The organism is Frankia alni ACN14a (assembly GCF_000058485.1).
Lineage (GTDB): Bacteria > Actinomycetota > Actinomycetes > Frankiales > Frankiaceae > Frankia > Frankia alni.
Genome location: NC_008278.1, coordinates 6007030 through 6028880 on the forward strand (window position 1 = coordinate 6007030; position 21851 = coordinate 6028880).

15 protein-coding genes are annotated in these 21851 nt (G+C 72.0%); 11 read left to right on the forward strand and 4 right to left on the reverse strand.

Translation table 11 applies throughout. The features are described 5' to 3' along the window. Nucleotides 1–8: 8 nt before the first annotated feature. Nucleotides 9–791 carry a 3-oxoacyl-ACP reductase FabG gene (gene fabG, locus FRAAL_RS24220; RefSeq protein WP_041939726.1) on the reverse strand — a complete coding sequence of 261 codons (783 nt, stop codon included), beginning with the start codon at nucleotides 789–791 and terminating at the stop codon, nucleotides 9–11. Between the two features lie 80 nt (nucleotides 792–871). Beyond that, nucleotides 872–2077: a phosphotransferase enzyme family protein gene (locus FRAAL_RS24225; protein ID WP_011606643.1), complete on the reverse strand. Its 1206-nt coding sequence runs from the start codon at nucleotides 2075–2077 to the stop codon at nucleotides 872–874. A 204-nt stretch (nucleotides 2078–2281) separates the two neighbouring features. Here FRAAL_RS24225 and eutB point away from each other — a divergent pair, with 204 nt between their 5' ends. The 7 genes from eutB to FRAAL_RS33280 all read left to right on the forward strand — a co-directional run bounded on the left by eutB (nucleotide 2282) and on the right by FRAAL_RS33280 (nucleotide 11863). Next, on the forward strand, nucleotides 2282–3724 hold the full coding sequence (gene eutB / locus FRAAL_RS24230) for an ethanolamine ammonia-lyase subunit EutB (protein ID WP_041940952.1): 1443 nt from the start codon (nucleotides 2282–2284) through the stop codon (nucleotides 3722–3724). Beyond that, nucleotides 3721–4545 (forward strand): ethanolamine ammonia-lyase subunit EutC, encoded by an 825-nt coding sequence (gene eutC, locus FRAAL_RS24235; RefSeq protein ID WP_011606645.1) that lies wholly within the window; start codon nucleotides 3721–3723, stop codon nucleotides 4543–4545. Before eutB ends, eutC begins: the two co-directional genes overlap by 4 nt. A 108-nt stretch (nucleotides 4546–4653) precedes the next feature. Next, the gene (locus FRAAL_RS24240; protein ID WP_011606646.1) at nucleotides 4654–5127 is read left to right on the forward strand and encodes a toll/interleukin-1 receptor domain-containing protein; all 474 of its coding nucleotides are present in this window, start codon (nucleotides 4654–4656) and stop codon (nucleotides 5125–5127) included. Continuing rightward, nucleotides 5127–9863: a pentapeptide repeat-containing protein gene (locus FRAAL_RS30695; RefSeq protein ID WP_011606647.1), complete on the forward strand. Its 4737-nt coding sequence runs from the start codon at nucleotides 5127–5129 to the stop codon at nucleotides 9861–9863. The genes FRAAL_RS24240 and FRAAL_RS30695 overlap by 1 nt, the downstream gene beginning before the upstream one ends. 42 nt (nucleotides 9864–9905) lie before the next feature. Then, nucleotides 9906–10478, forward strand: a complete 573-nt coding sequence (locus FRAAL_RS24250; protein WP_157892209.1) for an NADPH-dependent FMN reductase — start codon at nucleotides 9906–9908, stop codon at nucleotides 10476–10478. 168 nt (nucleotides 10479–10646) lie between these two features. Continuing rightward, nucleotides 10647–11516, forward strand: a complete 870-nt coding sequence (locus tag FRAAL_RS24255) for an EndoU domain-containing protein (protein ID WP_050997238.1) — start codon at nucleotides 10647–10649, stop codon at nucleotides 11514–11516. Nucleotides 11517–11713: 197 nt separating this feature from the next. Next, complete coding sequence (locus FRAAL_RS33280; protein ID WP_157892210.1) at nucleotides 11714–11863, forward strand: hypothetical protein; 150 nt, start codon at nucleotides 11714–11716, stop codon at nucleotides 11861–11863. A gap of 108 nt (nucleotides 11864–11971) precedes the next feature. On the opposite strand, the gene FRAAL_RS24265 is transcribed toward FRAAL_RS33280, so the two are convergent. Beyond that, on the reverse strand, nucleotides 11972–12583 hold the full coding sequence (locus FRAAL_RS24265) for an AAA family ATPase (RefSeq protein ID WP_041939727.1): 612 nt from the start codon (nucleotides 12581–12583) through the stop codon (nucleotides 11972–11974). 396 nt (nucleotides 12584–12979) lie between these two features. Between FRAAL_RS24265 and FRAAL_RS24270 the strand changes: the two genes are divergently transcribed. From FRAAL_RS24270 to FRAAL_RS24280, 3 genes are all read left to right on the forward strand, one after another. Next, nucleotides 12980–14665 (forward strand): CocE/NonD family hydrolase, encoded by a 1686-nt coding sequence (locus FRAAL_RS24270; protein ID WP_011606654.1) that lies wholly within the window; start codon nucleotides 12980–12982, stop codon nucleotides 14663–14665. A 221-nt stretch (nucleotides 14666–14886) separates the two neighbouring features. Next, entirely contained in the window at nucleotides 14887–15816 is a 930-nt protein-coding gene (locus FRAAL_RS30700) for a hypothetical protein (RefSeq protein WP_011606655.1), read from the forward strand. Between the two features lie 180 nt (nucleotides 15817–15996). Further along, entirely contained in the window at nucleotides 15997–18489 is a 2493-nt protein-coding gene (locus tag FRAAL_RS24280) for a helicase-associated domain-containing protein (RefSeq protein WP_231861335.1), read from the forward strand. A 744-nt stretch (nucleotides 18490–19233) separates the two neighbouring features. On the opposite strand, the gene FRAAL_RS33285 is transcribed toward FRAAL_RS24280, so the two are convergent. Next, on the reverse strand, nucleotides 19234–19704 hold the full coding sequence (locus FRAAL_RS33285; protein WP_011606657.1) for a hypothetical protein: 471 nt from the start codon (nucleotides 19702–19704) through the stop codon (nucleotides 19234–19236). A 1531-nt stretch (nucleotides 19705–21235) separates the two neighbouring features. Here FRAAL_RS33285 and cas6 point away from each other — a divergent pair. Further along, nucleotides 21236–21850: a CRISPR-associated endoribonuclease Cas6 gene (cas6, locus tag FRAAL_RS24290; RefSeq protein ID WP_231861336.1), complete on the forward strand. Its 615-nt coding sequence runs from the start codon at nucleotides 21236–21238 to the stop codon at nucleotides 21848–21850. Nucleotide 21851 lies beyond the last annotated feature (1 nt).

Consider the following 21851-nt stretch of genomic DNA (forward strand, 5'->3'; position numbering starts at 1 on the left):
GCGCGGTGTCACGACACCTGTAGGGCCGCCGGCGACTCGGGCAGGATCTGACCCCCGTCGACCACCAGCGCCTGCCCGGTGATGTAGGAGGCCTCGTCCGAGGCAAGGAACAGCGCCGCGTGACCGATCTCGTCGACCTCACCGAGCCGGCGCATCGGGATCGCGGCCTCCATCGAGTTCAGGTAGTCGGCGCCCAGCTCGTCGAGCCCTTCGGTGCGGACGCTGCCCGGGAGCACCGCGTTCACGGTGACCCGGTCCCGGGCGAGCTCGACCGCGGCGGTGCGCATGAACCCGAGCACCGCCGCCTTGGACGCCCCGTAGTGCGACCAGCCGGGATGACCGGTGACCGGCCCGGTGATCGACGAGGTGAGGATCACCCGGCCGCGGCCGGAGGCGACCAGCGCCGGCAGGAACGCCTGCACGGTGAGGATGGCGCCCTTGACGTTCGTGCCCAGCACCTCGTCGATGTCGGCCTCCGTGATCGTCGCCAGCGGCACGGACGGGAAGATCCCCGCGTTGGCGCAGACGACGTCCACCCCGCCGTGCCGCTCGGCGACGGTCCGGGCCAGCCGCGCGCTGTCCTCGGCGCTGGCCGCGTCGGCGAGCACGAAGCTGACGGTGCCCTCGCCGAGCTCGTCGAGCTCCTGCGCCGTGGTGGCCGCGGCGACGACATCCCGGCCGCTGAGCACGACATTCGCCCCCGCCGTCGCGAAGACCCTGGCGATGCCCTTGCCGATCCCCTTGCTCCCGCCGGTGACCACGACGGTCCGACCCGCGACCGAGGTGAACATGTGGCACGTCCTTTCGCCGATGCGCGGTGATGTCCGCATAGTCCCCGGCCGATGGGACGTTCAAGCAGCCCGATCCGCGGTCAGCCGGCGAGCAGGCGTCCGGCGAGGTAGGCCTCGGCGAGCTCGCAGCTGTCGCGGGCGTACGCCGGGATGCTGGGCACCGCGTCGGAGTGCGGGTGGGTGCCGAGCCACGCGACGAGCAGCAGCCGGCGCAGCAGCACGAAGGTCGGGATCATCGCGACGTCCGCGGCCGTCAGCGGGAGCCGCCGCTGGTAGGCGGCGAGCCACGCGGCGACGAGATCGCCGGCGGAGTCCAGGTGCTCGATGAACGACAGCGACGCCGCGAGGTCCCACAGGTACCAGCCGAAGCCGCAGTCGTCGAAGTCGATGACGCACACCTCGTCCGCCTTCACTGACTTCGCCGCCTGCGCCGCCTGCGCCGCCTGCGCCGCCTGCGCCGCGCTCGCGCCTCCCGTGCCGATGACCAGAGCGTCGTCGGGGACGAGGAGGTTCGCCATCCGCATGTCCGCGTGGATGAGCCCGAACCGCTGCGGCCCCCGGCCGAAGGCCGCCAGGCGCTCCTGGGCGACGGCGACGGCCCGGCCCAGCAGCTCCACGGCCTCACCCGCAGCGCCACCCCGCGATCCCCGCCCGGCGGCGACCGGAGATCCCGGCGCGTGGACGACCCGCGATCCCGGGTCGTCCACGCCCGCGGCTGCATCTGCTCCAACGACGACCGCCTCGGCCAGCGCCGTGCGCAGGCCGGAGATCCAGCTCCCCCACCGGGCGGCGGGGCCGAGGGTGCTCTCCCAGGTCCAGGCGAAGCGGGCGAACGACGGCGGGCGGGCCCAGCTCCGGGCGTGCCGATGCAGCCGGGCGGTGACGTCGCCGAGCTGGCCGAACGTCCCTCGCAGCGCGGCGGGTTCCAGGGCCTCGGGCGACCGGCCGTCGACCCACTCGAACAGCACGGCATGCCGCCCGGTCGCGGTCGCCACGAGGGCGCCGGAGCGGGTCGGGACGACCGGCGGAGTGCGCACGACACCGTCGGCGCGAAGGGCGGCCACCCAGGCGAGCTCCCCGTGGATCTCGGCGAGGCTGTGGTAGCCGGGGCGATGCAGCCGCAGCGCCCAGCGACGCCCGCCGGCCGGGTCGTCCACCTGGTAGGTGACGTTCTCCGAGACGTGCAGGAGGGTGGCCTTCGGCGCCGGCCCGAGATCGTAGGCGCCGAGCACCTCGTCGACGGTCACGTCCAGCCCGAGCAGCCCCTCCGCCGAGGTTGCGCTCATCGCACGGCCCCGCGAGGCGACGGCACCGCCCCTGCCGCCCCCACCTTCCCGTCCTTCGGCACGGGAGCACCGTAATACGGCTCCATCGTCCGTCCAGGCGAAGGTCCGTACCGTTACGCGAGCGGAGTGCATCGTCGAGCGACATGCGTCCGCGGACGGAGTGCATCGGCGAGCGGATCGCGTCTGGGACGGGAGGTGGCCGCGGTGGCCTACCGGATGACGGTGCGCGGCGAGCGGCACGTGTTCGCCGATCTGGCGGAGCTGTTCGCGAAGGCGAACGAGGAGAAGTCCGGCGACCAGCTCGCCGGGATCGCCGCCGGGTCGGCGCGCCAGCGGGTGGCGGCCAAGCTCGCGCTCGCCGACGTCACGCTCGGCGAGATCGTCGCCGCGCCGCTGATCGACGACGCGGTCACCGACCTGATCCTGCGCGGTCAGGACGCGGCGTTGTTCGCCCCGCTGGCGTCGCTGACCGTGGGTGAGTTCCGCGAGCTCGTGCTGTCGCCGTCGTTCCCGGCGCGCTGGCGCGACGACGGCCTGGCCCGCGCGATCACTCCCGAGATCGCCGCCGCCACCGCGAAGATCATGAGTGACAAGGACCTGATCTGCGCCGCGAAGCCGCTGCGGACGGTCACCCGCTGCCGCAACACGATCGGCGAGGCGGGCGTTCTCGGCGTGCGGGTGCAGCCGAACCATCCCGCCGACGACCTGGAGGGCATCCTGCTGTCGGTGCTCGACGGCCTGCTGCACGGCTGCGGCGACGCCGTGCTCGGCGTGAACCCGGCGCGCGAGTCGGTCGAGCAGGTCGGGACGATCCTGCGCGGCCTCGGCGCCCTGGTCGACGCGCTGGCTCTGCCGACGCAGACGTGCGTGCTCGCGCACCTCACCACCCAGCTCGCCGCGCTGGCCGCCGGGGCGCCGGTGGACCTGCTGTTCCAGTCGGTCGCCGGCACGGAGGCGGCGAACACGAGCTTCGGGATCACCCTGGACCTGCTCGCCGAGGGCCGCGAGGCCGTGCTCGCCCACCATCGCCGGGACCGGTCGGGCGACTTCGTCGGCGAGCAGGTCATGTACTTCGAGACCGGGCAGGGCAGCGCGCTGTCCGCCGACGCGCACCACGGCGTCGACCAGCTCACCTGCGAGGCGCGGGCGCACGGGGTGGCGCGGGCGTTCGACCCGTTCCTCGTCAACTCGGTCGTCGGTTTCATCGGCCCGGAGTACCTCGCCGACGCCCGCCAGATCACCCGCGCCGGCCTGGAGGACCATTTCGTCGGCAAGCTGCTGGGCCTGCCGATGGGCTGCGACGTCTGTTACACCAACCATGTCGACGCCGACCAGAACACCAACGACGACCTGCTCGTCCTGCTCGTCGCCGCCGGCTGCACGTTCGTGATGGGCGTCCCGAGCGCCGACGACGTCATGCTCGGCTACCAGTCGACGAGCTACCACGACGCCGCCGGCATGCGCGAGCTGTTCAACCTGCACGCCGCGCCGGAGTTCACCGCCTGGCTGACCGACCGCGGCCTGCTCGTCGACGGCCACCTCGCCGACCCCACCGGCCCCGTCGCCGCCCTGCTCACCGCCGGCCTCGACGACGCCCTCGCCGCCCTCCCCACCCGACCCGCCCTCCCCTCGGGCCCGACCCGGTGACCCCCGATTCCGACCCCACCGCCGCATCCCCCGAACGGACCAGTCCGGATCGGGGGCCCGCGGCGGTGCCGGTGGATCTGGCGGCGCTGGCCGAGCGGGTCCGGGCGGTGACGCCGGCACGGGTGTTCGTCGGCCGGACCGGAACCTCCTACCGGACGGCGAACCTGCTGGCGCTGCGGGCCGACCACGCGGCGGCCCGCGACGCCGTCGACGCCGAACTGGACCTCGCCGGCCCCGCGCTGGCCGCGACGACCGAGCGGTTCGGCCTGTTCGTCGTGCAGTCGGCCGCCGCCGACCGGGCCGAGTACCTGCGCCGGCCGGACCTGGGCCGGCGGCTGTCCGACGCCGGCCGCGCGCAGGTCGCCGCCCGCTGCCCGCCCGGCGCGGACCTGCAGATCGTGATCGGCGACGGCCTGTCCGCGGCGGCGGTGGACGCCCAGGTCCCGGCGTTGCTGCCCGCGCTGCTCACCGCGGCGGCCGAGGCCGGCTGGTCGACCGGCCAACCGTTCGCGGTGCGCCAGTGCCGCGTCGGCGTCATGAACGACATCGGCGACCTGCTGCACCCCACGGTGATCGTGCTGCTGATCGGCGAACGCCCCGGCCTCGCCACCGCCGAGAGCCTCTCCGCCTACCTGGCCCACCGCCCCCGCTCGGGCCACACCGACGCCGACCGCAACCTCCTGTCCAACATCCACCGCCGCGGCGTCACCCCCACCCAGGCCGTCGACCGCATCACCGGCCTGGCCCAGACAGTGCGCGCCGCAGGCACCAGCGGCGTCTCCATCAAGGAACCTCCGACAGCGCCGCAAATCCACACATAGCGGGAGCTTCGACCACGGAGCCGCCATCCGACCACCCCGGACGATCAGGACGTCCCACCGCGTTCTATCGTGAAGCCATCCGGAATAACGTGAAGGAGGCGGGGTTCGATGGAGCAGCCGGCCGAGGCGTCGATCTTTCTGAGCTGGTGTCATGGCGACCTCGCCGCCAAGGAGGCACTGCTCAGCCATCTGCACCTGGGCACCCTGGCCGGGGTGCGGATCGCCTGGTGGGAGGACTCGCACCTGCTGCTGGGCGCGGACTGGCGGCGGCAGATCCTGGCCCGGCTGGCCGCGTGCGACTACGGGTTGTTGCTGCTGAGCCCCGGGTTCTTCGCCAGCCGTTTCATCCTGGACGAGGAGCTGCCCCGCCTGCTCGGCCCGGACGCCGACAAGGTGCTGCCGGTGATGCTGAAGCGGGTGCCACTCGACGGCTCACGGGACCTGCACGGCCTGGACACGCGGCAGATCTTCACCGGCTCCGGGGGGCGCTGCTTCACCGAGACCCGCGGAGCCGGCCGGGAGCGGTTCGCCCTGGATCTGACGACAGCGATCCGTCACCGCGTGCTGAGCGACGCGGCCTGATGCGGCGACTCCCCCGCCGGGCGGTGCTGCGGCACCTCGACCGGCTCACCGACGACCTCACCCCCCGGCAGATGTCCCGGCTGCGGGGGCTGGCCGACCTGATCGGCGACGACGACCGCATCCCGATGCCACAGGCGTTGGACGTGGCCACCCCCGGCGGGGGCGATGTGAAGGCGCAGGACACCTTCCGCAAGTTCCGCGCCGCCCTCGACGACGCGGCGAAATCGGCCAAGGTCGACCTGCGGCTGGTCAGCGACCGGCGCAAGGCCCCGCCCACCGACCGGTTCTGCTGGTTCGAAGGCGCCGACGTCACCGTTGAAGAGATTGCCGAGCGTTCCGAGCGAGAGGCGGACCGTCGGACCGTCGACGAGCTCGTGCCGGCATCGGTGGCCGAGGTACTCCAGCCGGTCGTCCACGTCGAGACGGCTCCGCAGGCCTCCGAGGCGATTCGCGGTCTGGAGCGTCAGTTCGTGGAGCTGCTGATCGAGCAGGCCGCCGCCAGCTACCGGATCACCAGCCCGTTCGACCTTCGGCTTGGCGTCGACATCGTGGCCGAGCGGCAACGGTTGCGGGAGGCGGCCGAGGTGGTCGTGGAACTCGACAGCGCCGCCGCCCGCCTTCACGACCTCCCGGGCACGACCATCCGCCGTCCGCTCAGGTTCGCCCTGGAGGGCGTGCCGCCGATCGTGCCCGCCACCGAAGGCGCTCCGCTCCTCACCGACCGGCCGTTCAGTGAGTGCCAGGACCGCACCGCCAAGCTGCGTTTCGTCCGAGTGGTACTGGGGCTCGTCGATGATCGGCTCCGGACCGGCCAGATCGGGCCCGGCCCGGAGCTGCCGGCGCGGGCCCGCCCCGAGCCGGCGGCAGCGGACCGGGCCGACCCCCACGCGTGGGACGGCTCCGCTCAGGTGTCCCTCGCCTTGACGATGATGAGCCGGCGCCCGCTGGACGTGAAGCCGGTGCCTCCCATGGCCGGTGAGACCTCACTCGCCGAGCGAACCCCCGGGGCACCGGCGCCGCGGCAGCTCGGCGAACCGACGCCGGCGGTGGACCGGCTGTTGGCGTGGGCTCTCGACGAGTCGCCGTCCGCCCGCTACCTGTGCGCGCTACTCGGTGACGTCGGGATGGGCAAGACCACGACCGCCAAGCTGTTCACCGAGGCGCTCTTGGACCGCCGCAGGCAGGACGCCGCGGTGCCGCTGCCGATCCTGTTCGACCTGCGGGACCTGCCGTTGACGGTGGCGCGGGCAGGTGAGGGCCTGCCGAAGATCGTGCAGGCGCTGCTGGACGCCGGCAGCCGCGGCGCGGGCCCGTCGGCCGAGCAGGTGCTGGACCTGGTGGCCGCGGGCGACTGCGTCCTGATCTTCGACGGGCTGGACGAGGTCCTGGTGCACCTGGAGCCGCACCCCGGCCAGGTGTTCACCCGCACGCTGTGGCGTGCCGCCGAGGACACCTGGCAGTCCCGGACCGCCGGCCGGCGGGGAACCCGGCCGAGCCGACTGCTGTTGTCCTGCCGGACCCACTACTTCCGCACCATCAAGGACGAGACCAACCACTTCACCGGCCAGCACCGCGACGGTCCGGCCGGCGCCGACTACCTGGCCCTGCTCATGCTGCCGTTCAGCGAGGAGCAGATCCGCGCCTACCTCGCGGCGAACGTGCCCGGAGGCGACGCCGACCGGCTGCTGGAGCTGCTCGACAGCGTGCACAACCTGCGGGAGATCGCCGAGCGACCGCTGACCCTGCGGATGGTCGCCGAGCAGCTGGAGACGGTGGAGCAGGCGAAGCTCGAAGGCCGCACCGTGCGCGCGGTCGACCTGTACGCGTCGTTCGTCGAGCAGTGGCTGGACCGGGACGAGGGCAAGCACTCGCTACTGCCGGAGCACAAGCAGCTGCTGATGGAGGGCCTCGCCGCCCGGCTGTGGCGATCCGGCCGGGCGACGTGGCAGGTGAACGAGGTCGAGCAGTGGATGCTGACGTTCCTCGCCGGCCGCCCCGACCTGGAAATGCACTACGCGCAGAGAGCCCCCGCCTTGTGGAAGGAGGACCTGCGCACGGCGACGTTCCTGGTCCGCCGCAACGACGACACGTTCGGTTTCGCGCACACGTCGCTGCGCGAGTACTTTCTCGCCCGCCACCTCGCCCGGGCCCTGGAGCTTCCGGCGGAGCAGGCGCGGGCCGCCTGGCAGCTGCCGGTACCGAGCCCCGAGACGCTTGATTTCCTGGGCCAGTGGCTGGCGGGCCGCGAGGAGACGCAGCGCGCGGGATGCACGGCCGCGCTGGCGTCCCTGGCCACGCACGTCCCCGGCGGACGGGCCGACGCGGCGGCGGTGCTGGCCTTCGCATACTGCCTGGCGGCAGGCCGCGGCGGCCACCCGAGCCACCCCCCGGCCAGGTCCGTCCTGACCGGGGCCGACCTGACCGGTTGGCGGATCGACGGGGGCGACCGGCGGCTCGACCTGCACGGGGTGTCGCTGGCGGAGGCCACCCTGACCAACGCCGTGGTGTCCGACGCGGACCTGACCCGGGCCGACCTGTCCGGTGCGGACCTGACCCGGGCCGAGATCCACGACAGTGCGCTCAACGGCGCCGATCTCCGCCGCGCCACCCTCGCGGGAACGGTGTTCCGCACCTGCGACCTGACCGGCGTCCACTGGGCCGGCGCCCGCGCCTACGCCACCCAGGCGCTGCTGTGCCACCCGGCCGACGACACCCGCGGCGAAGGCTGGCTCGTGGCGCCGACCGCGTCCACGCGCCCACCCGGCTTCCGGCTGTCGTCCTTCACCGGCCACTCCGCCGCGCTGACCGGCGGCGCGTGGAGCCCCGACAACACCCGCATCCTCACCACCAGCGGGGACGGCACCGCCCGGATCTGGGACGCCACCACCGGACACCACCAGCTCACCCTCACCGGCCACAGCGACTGGGTGACCGGCGGCGCGTGGAGCCCCGACAACACCCGCATCCTCACCACCAGCACCGACGGCACCGCCCGGATCTGGGATTCCACCACCGGACACCACCAGCTCACCCTCACCGGCCACACCGACTGGGTGACCGGCGGCGCGTGGAGCCCCGACAACACCCGCATCCTCACCACCAGCGACGACCGCACCGCGCGGATCTGGGACACCACCACCGGACACCACCAGCTCACCCTCACCGGCCACACCAGCTTGTTGACCGGCGGGGCGTGGAGCCCCGACAACACCCGCATCCTCACCACCAGCGACGACCGCACCGCGCGGATCTGGGACACCACCACCGGACACCACCAGCTCACCCTCACCGGCCACACCAGCTTGTTGACCGGCGGGGCGTGGAGCCCCGACAACACCCGCATCCTCACCACCAGCGACGACCGCACCGCGCGGATCTGGGACACCACCACCGGACACCACCAGCTCACCCTCACCGGCCACACCAGCTTGTTGACCGGCGGCGCGTGGAGCCCCGACAACACCCGCATCCTCACCACCAGCACCGACGGCACCGCGCGGATCTGGGATTCCACCACCGGACACCACCAGCTCACCCTCACCGGCCACACCGACTGGGTGACCGGCGGCGCGTGGAGCCCCGACAACACCCGCATCCTCACCACCAGCACCGACGGCACCGCGCGGATCTGGGATTCCACCACCGGACACCACCAGCTCACCCTCACCGGCCACACCGACTGGGTGACCGGCGGCGCGTGGAGCCCCGACAACACCCGCATCCTCACCACCAGCACCGACGGCACCGCGCGGACCTGGGATTCCACCACCGGACACCACCAGCTCACCCTCACCGGCCACACCGACGCGCTGACCGGCGGGGCGTGGAGCCCCGACAACACCCGCATCCTCACCACCAGCGACGACGGCACCGCGCGGATCTGGGACACCACCACCGGACACCACCAGCACACCCTCCCCGGCCACACCGACACGGCGACCGGCGGGGCGTGGAGCCCCGACAACACCCGCATCCTCACCACCAGCACCGACGGCACCGCGCGGATCTGGGACGCCACCACCGGACACCACCAGCACACCCTCACCGGCCACACCGACACGGCGACCGGCGGGGCGTGGAGCCCCGACAACACCCGCATCCTCACCACCAGCACCGACGGCACCGCGCGGATCTGGGACGCCACCACCGGACACCACCAGCTCACCCTCACCGGCCACACCGACACGGCGACCGGCGGGGCGTGGAGCCCCGACAACACCCGCATCCTCACCACCAGCACCGACGGCACCGCGCGGATCTGGGACGCCACCACCGGACACCACCAGCACACCCTCACCGGCCACACCGACACGGCGACCGGCGGGGCGTGGAGCCCCGACAACACCCGCATCCTCACCACCAGCCGGGACGGCACCGCTCGGACCTGGGACGCCACCACCGGACACCACCTGCACACCCTCACCGGCCACAGCAACTGGGTGACCGGCGGCGCGTGGAGCCCCGACAACACCCGCATCCTCACCACCAGCCGGGACCACACTGTCCGGATCTGGGACGCCACCACCGGCCGGGCGGTCGGCTGGCGGCTCGAACAGCTCCCGGACGGCGAGCTGGCGCTCTGGTCGGCCGACGGGGATGAACTGCGTGGCGCCTCCGAGGGCTCATGGAGGTGGCTGGGTTGGCTGGTGCCGCGCGGCGACCAGCTGGTCCGGTTGCCCGCCGAGACCTGGGGCCCGCTTCCACCGCTGTATCGGTCAGCCGCTCCGATGCCCTGACCCTCCGCCATCACGAAGGTCGGACCGGCAAGGATGAGATCCATGGCGCAGACACGGCTTCTCCTGATCTCGGGCAGCACCCGCGGCGCGTCGACGAACACCGCCGCGCTGCGTACCGCCGCCGCGCTGGCGCCCGCCGGGGTAACGGCCGTCCTCTACGACGGGCTGGCGGAGCTGCCGGCGTTCACCCCGGACGCCGACGACTCCGCTCCGCCGCCTGCGGTCGCCGCGTTGCGGGCGCAGCTCGCGGCGGCCGACGCGGTGCTGTTCTGCACCCCGGAGTACGCGGGCGCGCTGCCCGGCAGCCTGAAGAACCTGCTCGACTGGACGGTCGGCACCGGCGATCTCTACGGCAAGCCCGCCGCCTGGATCAACGTCGCCGCCCCGGGCCGCGGCCTCGGCGCCCTGGCGGAGCTCACCACCGTGCTGGGCTACGTCACCGCCGAGATGATCGAGCCGGCATGCGTGGCGATCCCCGTGGCCCGCGACGCCGTCGCCGCCGACGGAACGGTGTCCGACGAGGCCGTCCGGGCCGCGCTCGGCGCCACGGTGCAGGCAATCACCGACCATCTTTCGGCACGGAACTCCGCTCCCCAGGACGCCACGCCAGGCTGACCACTCAGCCCACCTCGCCTCGCCGAATCGTCACCTCGCGGTCGCGCTGCGTACGATATCGTCCGCCGTGGGTGCATTCGCCAGAGCGACGGCCGGGAGGAAGCGATCAGTCCCTCGCGCCGCCACCGGTCGCCAGACCGGGCCGGACGCGGACAGCGGGACTGATCGGTGGCCGAGTTCGACAACCCGCGCCCGGCCGACGAGCTCGGCGGGGGTGCCCGGGCGTCCCGACCCGACGCGGGTCAACCCGCCGCCGATACTCCCCCGCTCCAGTCCGACCGGCCCACTGCCACCCCGCGCGAGGGAGTCGAACGCAAGGCAGCGCTCCTCGACCGCCGCGCCACCGAGGCCCCCGCACACGACCGGCCCGCACCTGCCATCACCGCCGCCGAACGGAAGGCGGCGTTACTCGAAGCCCGCGCCGCCGGCGTGGACCGGCCCGCGCCCGACGAATCCGCCAGGCCGTCCACCGACGCTCCCCGCGCCACCACCGACCCCGAACGCAAGGCCGCCCTCCTCGACAGCCGCGCCACCAGACGACTGCCAGACGGACCACCTACCCGCCCCGCGGACGCACCCGCCCGGCCCGAGATCAGCGAGAAGGTGTTCCAGCACATCCTGCACGGCGAGTGGAACAGGCGCGGCCGCCCCGTCGGCTTCCACAGCGCCCCCGACGGCCATCCCCCACCCGACCGCCGCATCACCTCGGTGGAAGACCGGAAACCAGACGGCACCTACCATGCCGACGTCGAGTTTCGCCATCCGACCACCGGAGAGTGGAGGAGGAAGGACGTTCCGGAGCACACCATGTTCCCGAACCAGTGGCCGGAACAGAAGGTGCGCGATGCGGTGCAAACAACCTACGAGAAGATCTACGATGACGTCATCGAGCCGCGACTGAGAAACAACGAAGAAATTCCCAAGAAGGCACTGCGAGACAGGTACGACGGTGTGCTGATACAGCTCTATGTAAGCCCAAGTGGAGAACTCAGGACTGCATTCCCGATCCAGAAGTCCGACCCTGGGGAGCATCGATGAGCAGATGGACGTTCCGGCGCGACGCAGACCAGAATTTGGAGATAGCCGAACCCCCGCTCGACCGAAATACCGAGGCTGCCGTCCTCGATTTCCTGGAAAGCGACGTCGGCCCATACCCGACGGACATCGAAAGATACGTGCGACGATGGCGGAGAGTTCGCACGGGCGAATTGAACGCTGCCCTGGGGAACGGCACCGTGCAGGAGATTGAGGGGGATCGGGTGCTGTTGGAGTCGTTGTACGAGCAGTGGGAGTCGGTGTATTTCACGATCGCGGAGTTCGAGGAGCTGCTGGACGACTATGCGGCGTTCCTCGACTCCCGGAGCCGGCCCGGCGCCGACGGGTGAGCGGTTCCGCGGAACCGTCGTCGGGTAGGCCGTCGAGCGGTTCCGCGGAACCGTCGGCGAGCGCCGGACGACGAGCGAGGGGTTGGACCACCAGCACGGGCCGAACCGTCAGCGGGGTAGGCCGACAAGTTCGTCGAAGCGGATGTGGCGGAGTTGCACGCCGAGGCGGCGGGCCTGGCGGCGGACCGGGCCGGCGGGGTCGGGGGCGAACGCCAGGCCGGCGTCGGCGGCGATGTTCGCGGCTACGGCGCCGATCGGCATGCCGTCGGTGGACAGGTGGCGGGCGAATTCCGGAGCCCGGAGCGCGGCAAGGGAACGGTCGGCCTGGGTCGCGGCGAAGCTGCGGGCGGTCTCTCCGCGGGAGCGGATGCGCCGTAGCAGGACGGCTCGGTCGGCGAGCAGCGTCACGTGCCGCACCTCGTGGCCGGCGCCGCGCAGCGGGTCGACAAACGCGGCCAGCAGGCCGGGGTCCAGCACCGTCATCGGCACGACGACCGGCCCGTCGCCGGCATCGAGCACAGTACCGAGCATCTCGACGACGCCGTCCCGCCACAGGGGCATCTCGCGAAAGTCGCCGCGCAGCGACGCGGGCAGCATCCGGCGCAGCGCGAAACCGAGGTGCTCCGGGTCGCAGACAAAGGAGCCGGCCAACCCACGGTGCAGTTCGTAGGCCACCTGCGTCTTACCGATGCCATTGGGTCCGTTGAGCCATATCAGCACCCGGAAGACGATATCAGCGCCAGGACCGACCTTCGAGTGCCATCCCCGCATCGGCCCTCCCGCACCGGCGGATACGGGATACGCGAAGCGCCGGCAGCCGCTGCCAAAAGGGCCGATCCGGCGGCGGCCGGGCCGAAGACGGACCAACACCGCGTCGCCGAACGCCACGCGTCAAGTGTCCGCTTCAGCGGCAGCGGCAGCGGCCGGCCCTACGCTTCGGGCCGGTGACCGGAAACCGTCATCGCCGCGGCCTCACAGGTCGGCGACGAACCGGGCGGTGGTTCACGGACCGCCGTTCGCGGAAAACGGGGTAATCCCGCCACCTCACCTCACGGCCTGACGCCGCCCGGCGATCGGCCCTGTTCTGCTCCGACTTTCGGCAAGGAGACTCCACGAGTGGCCACCAGCCCCCAGCGAACGACCGTCTTCGATTTCGCCCCCCAGGACCGATCCCTGCTCGACGCCCAGAACCGGGCGTTGGAGAACCTGGACCGCGGTGACTTCCGGGAGCTTCCGCCCGCGACCGCCGGCAAGTTCCAGCAACTCCAGGGCGCCGGAACGTTCGCGTCCGTCCGCATTCCCGGCGCGGACCCGGACGTCCAGCTCGACGCCGGCGTGTTCGTCCCGCTCGGTGCCGGTCAGCACCCGGTCGTCGTCCTACCCGCGCCGCTGGCCCCCACCGGGTGGCGCTCCTACCCCGGGCTGCTCGTGAACTTCGCGATCCGGGGCTATCTGGCCGTCGCGTACAGCGAGCGAGGACTGGCCGACTCCACCGGGAAGATCGACGTGGCCGGGCCGCGGGACCGGGCGGACGGTTCCGCCGTCATCGACTGGGTCCTGGAGAACCACGCCGACCGGGTGAACCCGGATCAGATCGCGTTCGCCGGGTCGTCCTACGGCGCCGGCCAGAGCCTGATCATCGCCGCGCACGACGACCGGGTGAAGGCCGTCGCCGCGCAGAGCGCGTGGGCGGATCTCACCCGCTCGCTGTACGAGAACGAGACCCGGCACATCGCGGCCTTCGAGGCCCTCGCGGCGCTGTTCGGCGAGGATCGGCTCTCCGACGAGACGCGGCAGATCTTCGAGGATTTCCGCGCCAACAAGAACATCAAGAACCTGATCGACTTCGGCGCCATCCGCTCGCCGATCAGCTACGTCGAGCGGCTGAACTCCCGGCAGGTGCCGGTCTTCCTCGGGACCTACTGGCACGAGACGATCTTCTCCGTGCCGGCCGTCGTCGAGTTCTTCAACGAGCTCAGGGGCCCGCGCCGGCTGCTGGTGCAGATCGGCGACCACGGCGGCGACGAGATCCTGGGCTTCCTCGGCGGCTGGAGCCGGCCGACCGCGACGACCTTCCGCTGGCTGGACCATCACCTCCAGGGCAAGGACAACGGCGTCGGCCAGGACGGCAACGTCCACACCGAGTACATGCACAACCTGTTCGACCTGCGGAAGTCCAACGACTGGCAGTCGTACGTCCAGCCGACCCGGCGGTTCTACCTCGACCAGCCGCGGGGCGGCGCCACCGACGGCGTCCTGGCGTCCCGGCCGGCCACCGGGTGGACGACGACCATCCAAGCGGGTGTCGACACTCCCGCGCACGTCGCCGAAGCGCTCGTCCAGACCGGCGTCCTGGAGCGGCTCGGCGCCCCCGCGATCTACGACACGGCGTCGATCTCGCGGCGGGACGCGGCCGTCTGGGTCACCGAGCCGCTGGTCGCGCAGAGCCAGCTCACCGGGAACGTCCGGCTGCACCTGACGGTCCGCCCGTCCGCGGCGACGGCGACGATCGTGACCCACCTGTTCGACGTCGACCCGGGCCGCGCCAAGGGCAAGATCATCACCAGTGCGCCGTACACGCTGCTCAACGACCGCGAGGGCGAGGCCCGCGCGATCGACGTCCAACTTCAGCCCGCGGACTACCGCATCCCCGCCGGCCACCAGCTCGCCCTCGTGATCGACACGAAGGACCGGCTCTTCGCCGACGCCACCGTCGACGGCAGCCAGGTCGAGATCGCCTCCCCGGACGGCGCCGCCTCCTACCTGGAGCTCCCGCTCGCCGACCTCCCCGACGCGGACTAGCCCTCCTGTTGCGCGGAACATGCGCCTGAGTCGGGGACGGGACGACGGCCGGGCCCGTGCGGTGGACGCCGCACGGGCCTGATCCGTCCGCGACGATGGCGGCGACCGAACGGCGTTCGGCGGCCGGCCCCGCATCGCGGTACGGATCGGTGGGCCGCGGGCCCACCGGCGGCTAGGCTCGGCGCCTGCGCCCGCCGCCACCGGTTTGGAGACGTCCGTCGATGAGCTCCGACGTTGTCCTCGACGCCCGGTTCACCCATGCGGTCTACACGCGCGCCCAGGCGGCCCGCCACGTCGGCCTCGACCCGGACGACCTGCGTCGCACCGCGATGTGGACGGTCGCTCGGGCACGGGTCGGCAACCAGATCGGCACGGCGCGCAACAACCCGCCACCGATCGTCACCTCACTTCGCCGCCCCTCCCCGCCGGAGCCGCGCATCCCGTTCATCGGCCTCGCCGAGGCCGTGGTGTACGCGGCCGTCCGGCAGGGGACAGCGCTGCCGCCGATCCTCGCCCACGGGGCACTGACCACCGTTCGGAAGAGCCTGGGCGGCGCGCACCCCCTGGCCACCAGGGCGTTCGTCACCGATGCGCTCGCCGTGCTGCGCACCTACGCCCAGCACGAGGACGCCGCCCCGGAGATCGTCCAGGCCGTGACCGCGCCCGCCCCATCGACCCCGCCGACTCCATCGAGCCCGCCAACCCCATCAATCCCGCCAACCCCGTCAACGCCGCCAACCGCGCCAAACCCGCCAACCGCGCCGGCATCACCATCCGCGCGAGACCTGCCGGCGTCACCGGCCGCCCTACCCGCCGACGGGTCGGAGTTCGCGCTTCTCGTCGCCCGCGTGGCCGCCCACGTGGACTATGGCGAGGACGGCTACATCCGCCGGATCCGACTACCCGGACACGCGACGGCGGACGTGATCGTCGACAGCGGAATCTCCGGCGGTCGGCCGTTCTTCGCCCGCGGCGGCCCGGCGGCGGACGTCGAGACGATCGTGCGGCAGTATCAGGGCGGGGTGCCGATCGGCGAGCTGGCCGACCGGCACGGCGTTCCCTCCGCCGAGATCGCCGAGCTGGCCGATCTCACCTGGCCGGACCCCGAAACACCCTCCATAGCCCCGCCCCCCGACGATCACCCTCGGTAGTAGGCATCGCGAGCGGCGACGGCGAGGAGCCGTCCGACGGTTCGTCCGCGTCACGACCTCGGCGATGTGGCGACCACTTCGCCGGGGTCGGCGTGCTCTCTCGGCGGGCGCCGTTGTCCCTGTGTGAACGCTTGCCGACTGACGGAGGGTGCGTCAGGCCCGGCGGTAACAATGGTCTCGATGTCCTCCACGCCGTCCTTCGCCACGTATCTCGCCGGTCTCGACCCGGTGGAGCTGGGTGCCGTGCTGCGCGCCCGCCCCGACGTCCTGGTCGAGCCGCAGCCCCGCGGCTTCGACCAGCTCGCCCAGCGGCTGACCGACGAACGCTCGTTGAGCCGGGCGCTCACCGAGCTCGACCGCGACAGCCTGGAGGTAGGTGTCGCGGTCGCCCTGCTGCCTGGCCCGGTGACGGCCGACCGTCTCGCGGACCTGCTGGACGTGCCCCGCGAGGCCGTGCGCGCGGTGGTGGACGGTCTGTTCGCCCGCGGCCTGGCCTGGCCCGCCCCTGCGTCGGCGGCCGGCGTCGAAGGCGGCGAGGGCACTCCCGGCGAGCCGGTCATCCACCTCCTACCGCCGCTGCGCCTCCACTGGTCGGAACCGTTCACCGAGATCGAGACCGCGACGCGGCTCGCCAGCGCCGCGCTCGTCGAGGACGTGCGGACGGCGGTGCGCGCGCTCGGCAGGGATCCGGCGGGGCTGCGCAAGCCCGAGCTCGCGGCGCTGTTCGCCCGCCTGCTGGCCGATCCCGCGCGGGTGGCGGGCCTCGTCGCCGGGCTCCCGGCGCCGGCGCGGGAGCTGCTGACGGACCTGTGGACGGCGCTCGACGAGGAACTCCCGTTCGTCGTCATGCTGGCCGAGCGGGAGCAGCGCGCCGGGCCGGCCGCCGTGCGGGCCCTGATCCGCGCTGGCCTCATGCTGCCGGTCCGAGGCCTGCCAGAGCTGCCCCGCGAGGTAGCCGTCGCCGCCTGGATCACCGAGCATCGCCGCACCCTGACCGGCCCGCCGGACATCCCCCGCCCGGCGGCGGATCCCGCCGGAGTGCGATCCAGTGCGCAGGCCGCGGCGCAGGACGCCGTCCGCACCGTCGCCGCGCTGCTCGACGAGGCGGCGGCCGTGCCGATCGCGGCGCTCAAGCGCGGCGGGATCGGCGGGCGGGAACGGCTGCGGCTGGCCAAACGGCTGTCGCTGCCGCCGGCGGACCTGCCGGTGTGGATCGATCTGACGGCGACCGCGGGCCTGCTGATCCACGACGCGGCCGGCTACGTGCCGGGACCGGAGTTCGCCGCCTGGCGGGAGGCCCCGCCGAGCCGGCAGTGGGCCCCGCTCGCACTGGCCTGGTACGTCCAGGAGCACGCCCCGTCGGGCCGGGAGCTCGACGACGAGCGGGACATCGCCCCGCCGTTGCCGATCGAATCCGATGCCGGCCTGCTGCGCGGGAACCTGCTGCGCGCCGCCGACGGCGGCCGCTCGGTGCGGCTGACCGCCGAGAACATCGACTGGTTCTTCCCGCTGGACGGCTACCCGGACTCCCTGCGGACGGCCGTGATGACGGCGACCATCCGCGAGGCCGAGCTGCTCGGCGTCGTGGCCGTCGACGTCCTGTCCGAGCTGGGCGAGGCGCTGCTGACCAGCACCGCCGACCTGGCCGACCTCGCCGGCCCCGCCGGCGCCTTCCCGTCGTACCGCGCCCTCACCGCAGCGATCACCCTGGCCGCGTCGGCCCTCGGCGACCGCTGTGCCGAGCTGCTGCCCGAGTCCAGGCCCAGCCTGATCCTCCAGTCCGACCTCACCGCCGTCGTCTCCGGCCCGCCGACCGCGGCGATGGCCCAGGTGCTGCGCGCCACCGCCGACCCCGAATCCCGCGGCGCCGCCGGGACCTGGCGGTTCACCCCCGCGTCCGTCCGCGCGGCGTTCGACGCCGGCTGGTCGGCCGACGAGCTGCTCGACGAGCTGCGCGCCATGGCCGACCACACGCTGCCCCAGGCCCTGGAATACCTCGTCGCCGACGTCGCCCGCCGCCACGGCCACGTCCGGGTCCGCGGCCTGCGCAGCGCCATCCTCGGCGACGAGCCGACGACCACCGAGCTGCTGCACACCCGCGTCCTCGCCAAGCTGCACCTGGCCCGGCTCGCCCCCACCGTCCTGTCCAGCCCCGAGGACCCCGACACCGTCCTCGCCGAACTGCGCCGCGCCGGCTTCTACCCCGTCGCCGAGGACGCCACCGGCACCGTCATCGTCCCGTCGTCCGGCCGCTCGCCGGCAGGGCCTCCGCCGCGCCGCCAGAAGGCCGCCGCCGGCCGACAACCCTCGACCGCGTCACCCGGCCGGACCCGGGCCGCCGACGACGCACCCCGCCGCGTGACGCCGGAGGAGCTCGTCGCCCGCCTGCGCACCGGCGCCGACGAGAGCGTGCCCCCGCCGAGCCCCCTGGTCCGCGAGCTCGCCGGCCTCAACGACCGCCTGAACGACAGCGAACTCGCCCTACTCGCCGAGGCCGTCGAGTCCCGCGGCGACGTGGTGATCACCTACCGCGACAAGAACGGCAAGCGCACGGTCCGCCGCATCACCATCAACGCCATGTTCGGCCGCTGGCTCGACGCCTGGTGCCACCTCCGCAACGACGACCGCGAATTCGCCGTCGCCAACATCCAGTCCATCTCCCCCGCCGGCTGACCCGGCCGTCGCGGCGCGCTGAAGCGCATTGCGGTACGTCCCGCACGATCCGCAGGCTCAGACCGTGCACAACGCACCGCAATCCGCCCTGCCCCGGCAGCAAGGCGGTCAACTCGGCACACACGCCCAGCCGCCCGCACCGTCCGACCGGACACCGGCGAGCTCCGCCAGATTCTCGCCGAGTTACGACCTCCAGAGATGACCACCGACACGGCCAGGTCGCTTTCCGCCCCGCACAGGGCGAGATTGCGATCCCTCCAGGAATGATCAGCGACGTTAGGAAGCCTGAAATCCTGCGCAGAGAGAATCAGTTGCGATCCCTCCAGGGATGATCAGCGACCCCATAGTAAAGGTGCAGGTCAAGGGCGGTGCGGATCGGGTGTCAGACGGCGATCTTGCAGCGGTCCGGCGGTAATGCAACCGCGCAGGTCAGAGCCATGATCCGGAGCGGGAGTCCTGAAGCATTCGGGAAGTGCCCGGTTCGCTCGGATGCGTCATCACAGTGAATACCGGAGGTACTCGTCCAGGGCCTACCGCCGAAAGCCGACGATTTCACGGCCCGCCGCCGCGTTTCCTGACCGGCGAACTCGAGGGCTCCGGATGAGTGCCTGAGCGACGTCGAGCTGGCCCTCCTGGGCTGCGTCGTCGAAGCTCGCGACAACGGTCATGGCCTGGCGGAGCCGTCACATTGCTACCGTCTGGGACGTCAGCCCGCTCCCCCGCCGGCTGATCCACGGCAGAACCTCACATCATCGCTCGCTGCGACGTCTGCGCGTCCGCCTGGGCGTTCGTCTGGACGTCTGACTGGGCGGCACTCGCGACGGCGGTAGCCGCGCGGAGGAAGGCGGCGACGGCCGGCGAGCGGGAGTCCTGTGCGGTCCCTCCAGGGATGATCAGCGACGCCTTGTCCTGGTCGACCTCCGGCCAGGACAAGAGCCGCGTGTTGCGATCCCTCCAGGTGATCAGCGACCCATGGTAAAGGTGCAGGTCAAGGATGGTGCGCACTGGGCACAAACCGGCGATCTTGCAGCGGATCGACGGTAGTGCAAGTGCGCAGGTCAGAGCCATGACTTGGAAGTACGGCCGGGACGTTTCGATGGGTCGGGATCCCCGGCGCGTCACCCTGGCGGGGGCGTGGAACCCGGCCTTCGCCACCGGCAGCGGGAAGCGTGGCAGGACAGCCCATTCGTGCCCGGCTCGCTTGTCCTCGGTCACGGTCTGGCTGGCGCGAACTCTCGGACGATCGGGCCGATCGACGCCTTCGCGGTCCGCTCACCTGCTGTGAAGCTCCATCTCGGGGTTTCATCGTCCGAGAAAGGGGCGCTGCGCCACCTGTCTGGCCAGGCTGGGTGGCCTGCGCCACGACGCGGCACGGCATTTCAGCAAAGATGATGGGCGGATGGACCCAGACCCCCTGATGACCGTCCTCCAGGTGGCTGATCACCTCAGGATCACTCCGTCATCCTGGCGGGCCAATGTGGCGAGCGGCGACGCCCCAGCCGCCGACGACCCCGACACCGATCGACCGGCGAATCGTCGCAGGCCGCGCTGGCGACGCTCGACGATCGAGGAGTGGAACCGGACTCGACGTCGAGGGGGGCGCCCGCACCCGGACACCCCGCCGGTCGATCCCGCCTGACGACCTTGCCCGAGGCCGGTCTGATGCGGTCCGATGCCGGCTCGGCACCGCTTCGACACGTGTCCGGGGAACACGCTCGAGTGGCAGGTCTCCTCGTCCAGCCAGGGACGCAGCACCCGGCATGACTGCGTGGTCGGCGGGGCCAGGTAGCCGGTGATGCAAAGAAAGTATGGTGCTCGGGAGTGGTCAGCCCGACCTCCTGGTGCAGGCCGAGTTGCAGCGCACGGCCGTGGGCCCAGCCGGTCCGCACGTCCGGCTCGCCGATGCCCAGGCGGCTGGCGTGCGATCTCTCCAGGGATGATCAGCGACGCGACGGCTTCGACCGCTACCTGATCCAGGGTCACGCGTTGCGATCCCTCCAGGGATGATCAGCGACCACCACACCCACCGGCCAGATCGGCCGCCAGCTCCTGTTGCGATCCCTCCAGGGATGATCAGCGACCCCATAGTAAAGGTGCAGGTTAGGGACGGCGTATGGCGGGAGTGAAAGAGTGATCTTGCAGTGGTCCGGCGGTGATGCAACTGTGCAGGTCAGGGGCATGATCCCGGATCAAGTTACTGGGGAGACTCTCGGGGCTGAATTGGGAGTTCCGCTGCCTCGGGCTGATCCGTTGGGCGTCGAGCACCCCACGGCGAGCGCGAGTCTGCATCGAGAAGTACAGCAGCCCGGACTCGCTCTGGCGTCCAAGGGCTCGCCAGCGCTCTGCTGGTAGAGCAGCCGGCGCACACCTCGGAGCCGTGCGCGGTCCATGGGACGCGGTCGAGCCGAGGGCGGGAAGCCGGCCTGTCAATCTCTTCTCTCCAGCAAAGAGATCGAGATACGCGCTGGTCAGGCTAGACGTCAGACTGCGTTTCGGAGTGACAACCGGATCGTTGGCGGGTAGCCCGGGTGGTGAATCCCGGCACCTTGCATCGCCGCGGTGACCCCCACAGACAGAGGGTAGCTGCGGCTGTGCGAGACTACCCGGCTGTGCGGATGACAGCGCAGCCGCTGCAATCGGACTGAACGGTCCGTGCATGAACGGGGGAGGCGTGAGATTTAGGGTCGATCTCGCAGCCGACAGGTCGTCGTTGCAATGGGGTGACGTTTTCACACCCGCACGGGCCTTGGCGTACGACCTGATCCGCGGTCAGGATCCGGAGCTGGCCGAGGAGCTGCACGAGCGCGGCTATGCAGGCTCGCCGTTGCGTCCGCTCGGCATCTCGGCGCCACAGTTCCGTGGAGCGCCCAAGAGTCGCGGCGTCTACGCCACCTCAGCGGACGGTTCACTCTGGCTTGGTTCGCCGGTGCCCCGCGTCGCCTCAGCGCTGCTGGCCGGAATAGCCGGCCGGCAGACGCTCCGTTGGGCGTCGCTGCGGCTCACCCTCCGCGGGGTTCAGCTTGAGCCGACCCCTGACCATCAGGCGGGCGAGGCGGTGTTCTCGACGCGCACGCCGGTTCTCCTCAAGTGGGAGGACCGTTACATTCATCCAGACCATCCGCATTTCGCCGAACGGCTCAGCCATAATCTGCGGCACAAGGCCGACCTGCTTGGCCTCCCCGCCGACAACGACGTCGACGTTCTTTCCGCCGGCCCGCCCCGTAAATTCCTCGTGCAACGCGCGCCGCGGCACGGCAGCACGGCCGAGGTCCACATCCGAGCGAATCCCGCCCTCCTCGATGCGGTCTACGACTGGGGCCTCGGGCTCGGCACCAATCAGGGCTTCGGATGGATCCGGTAGT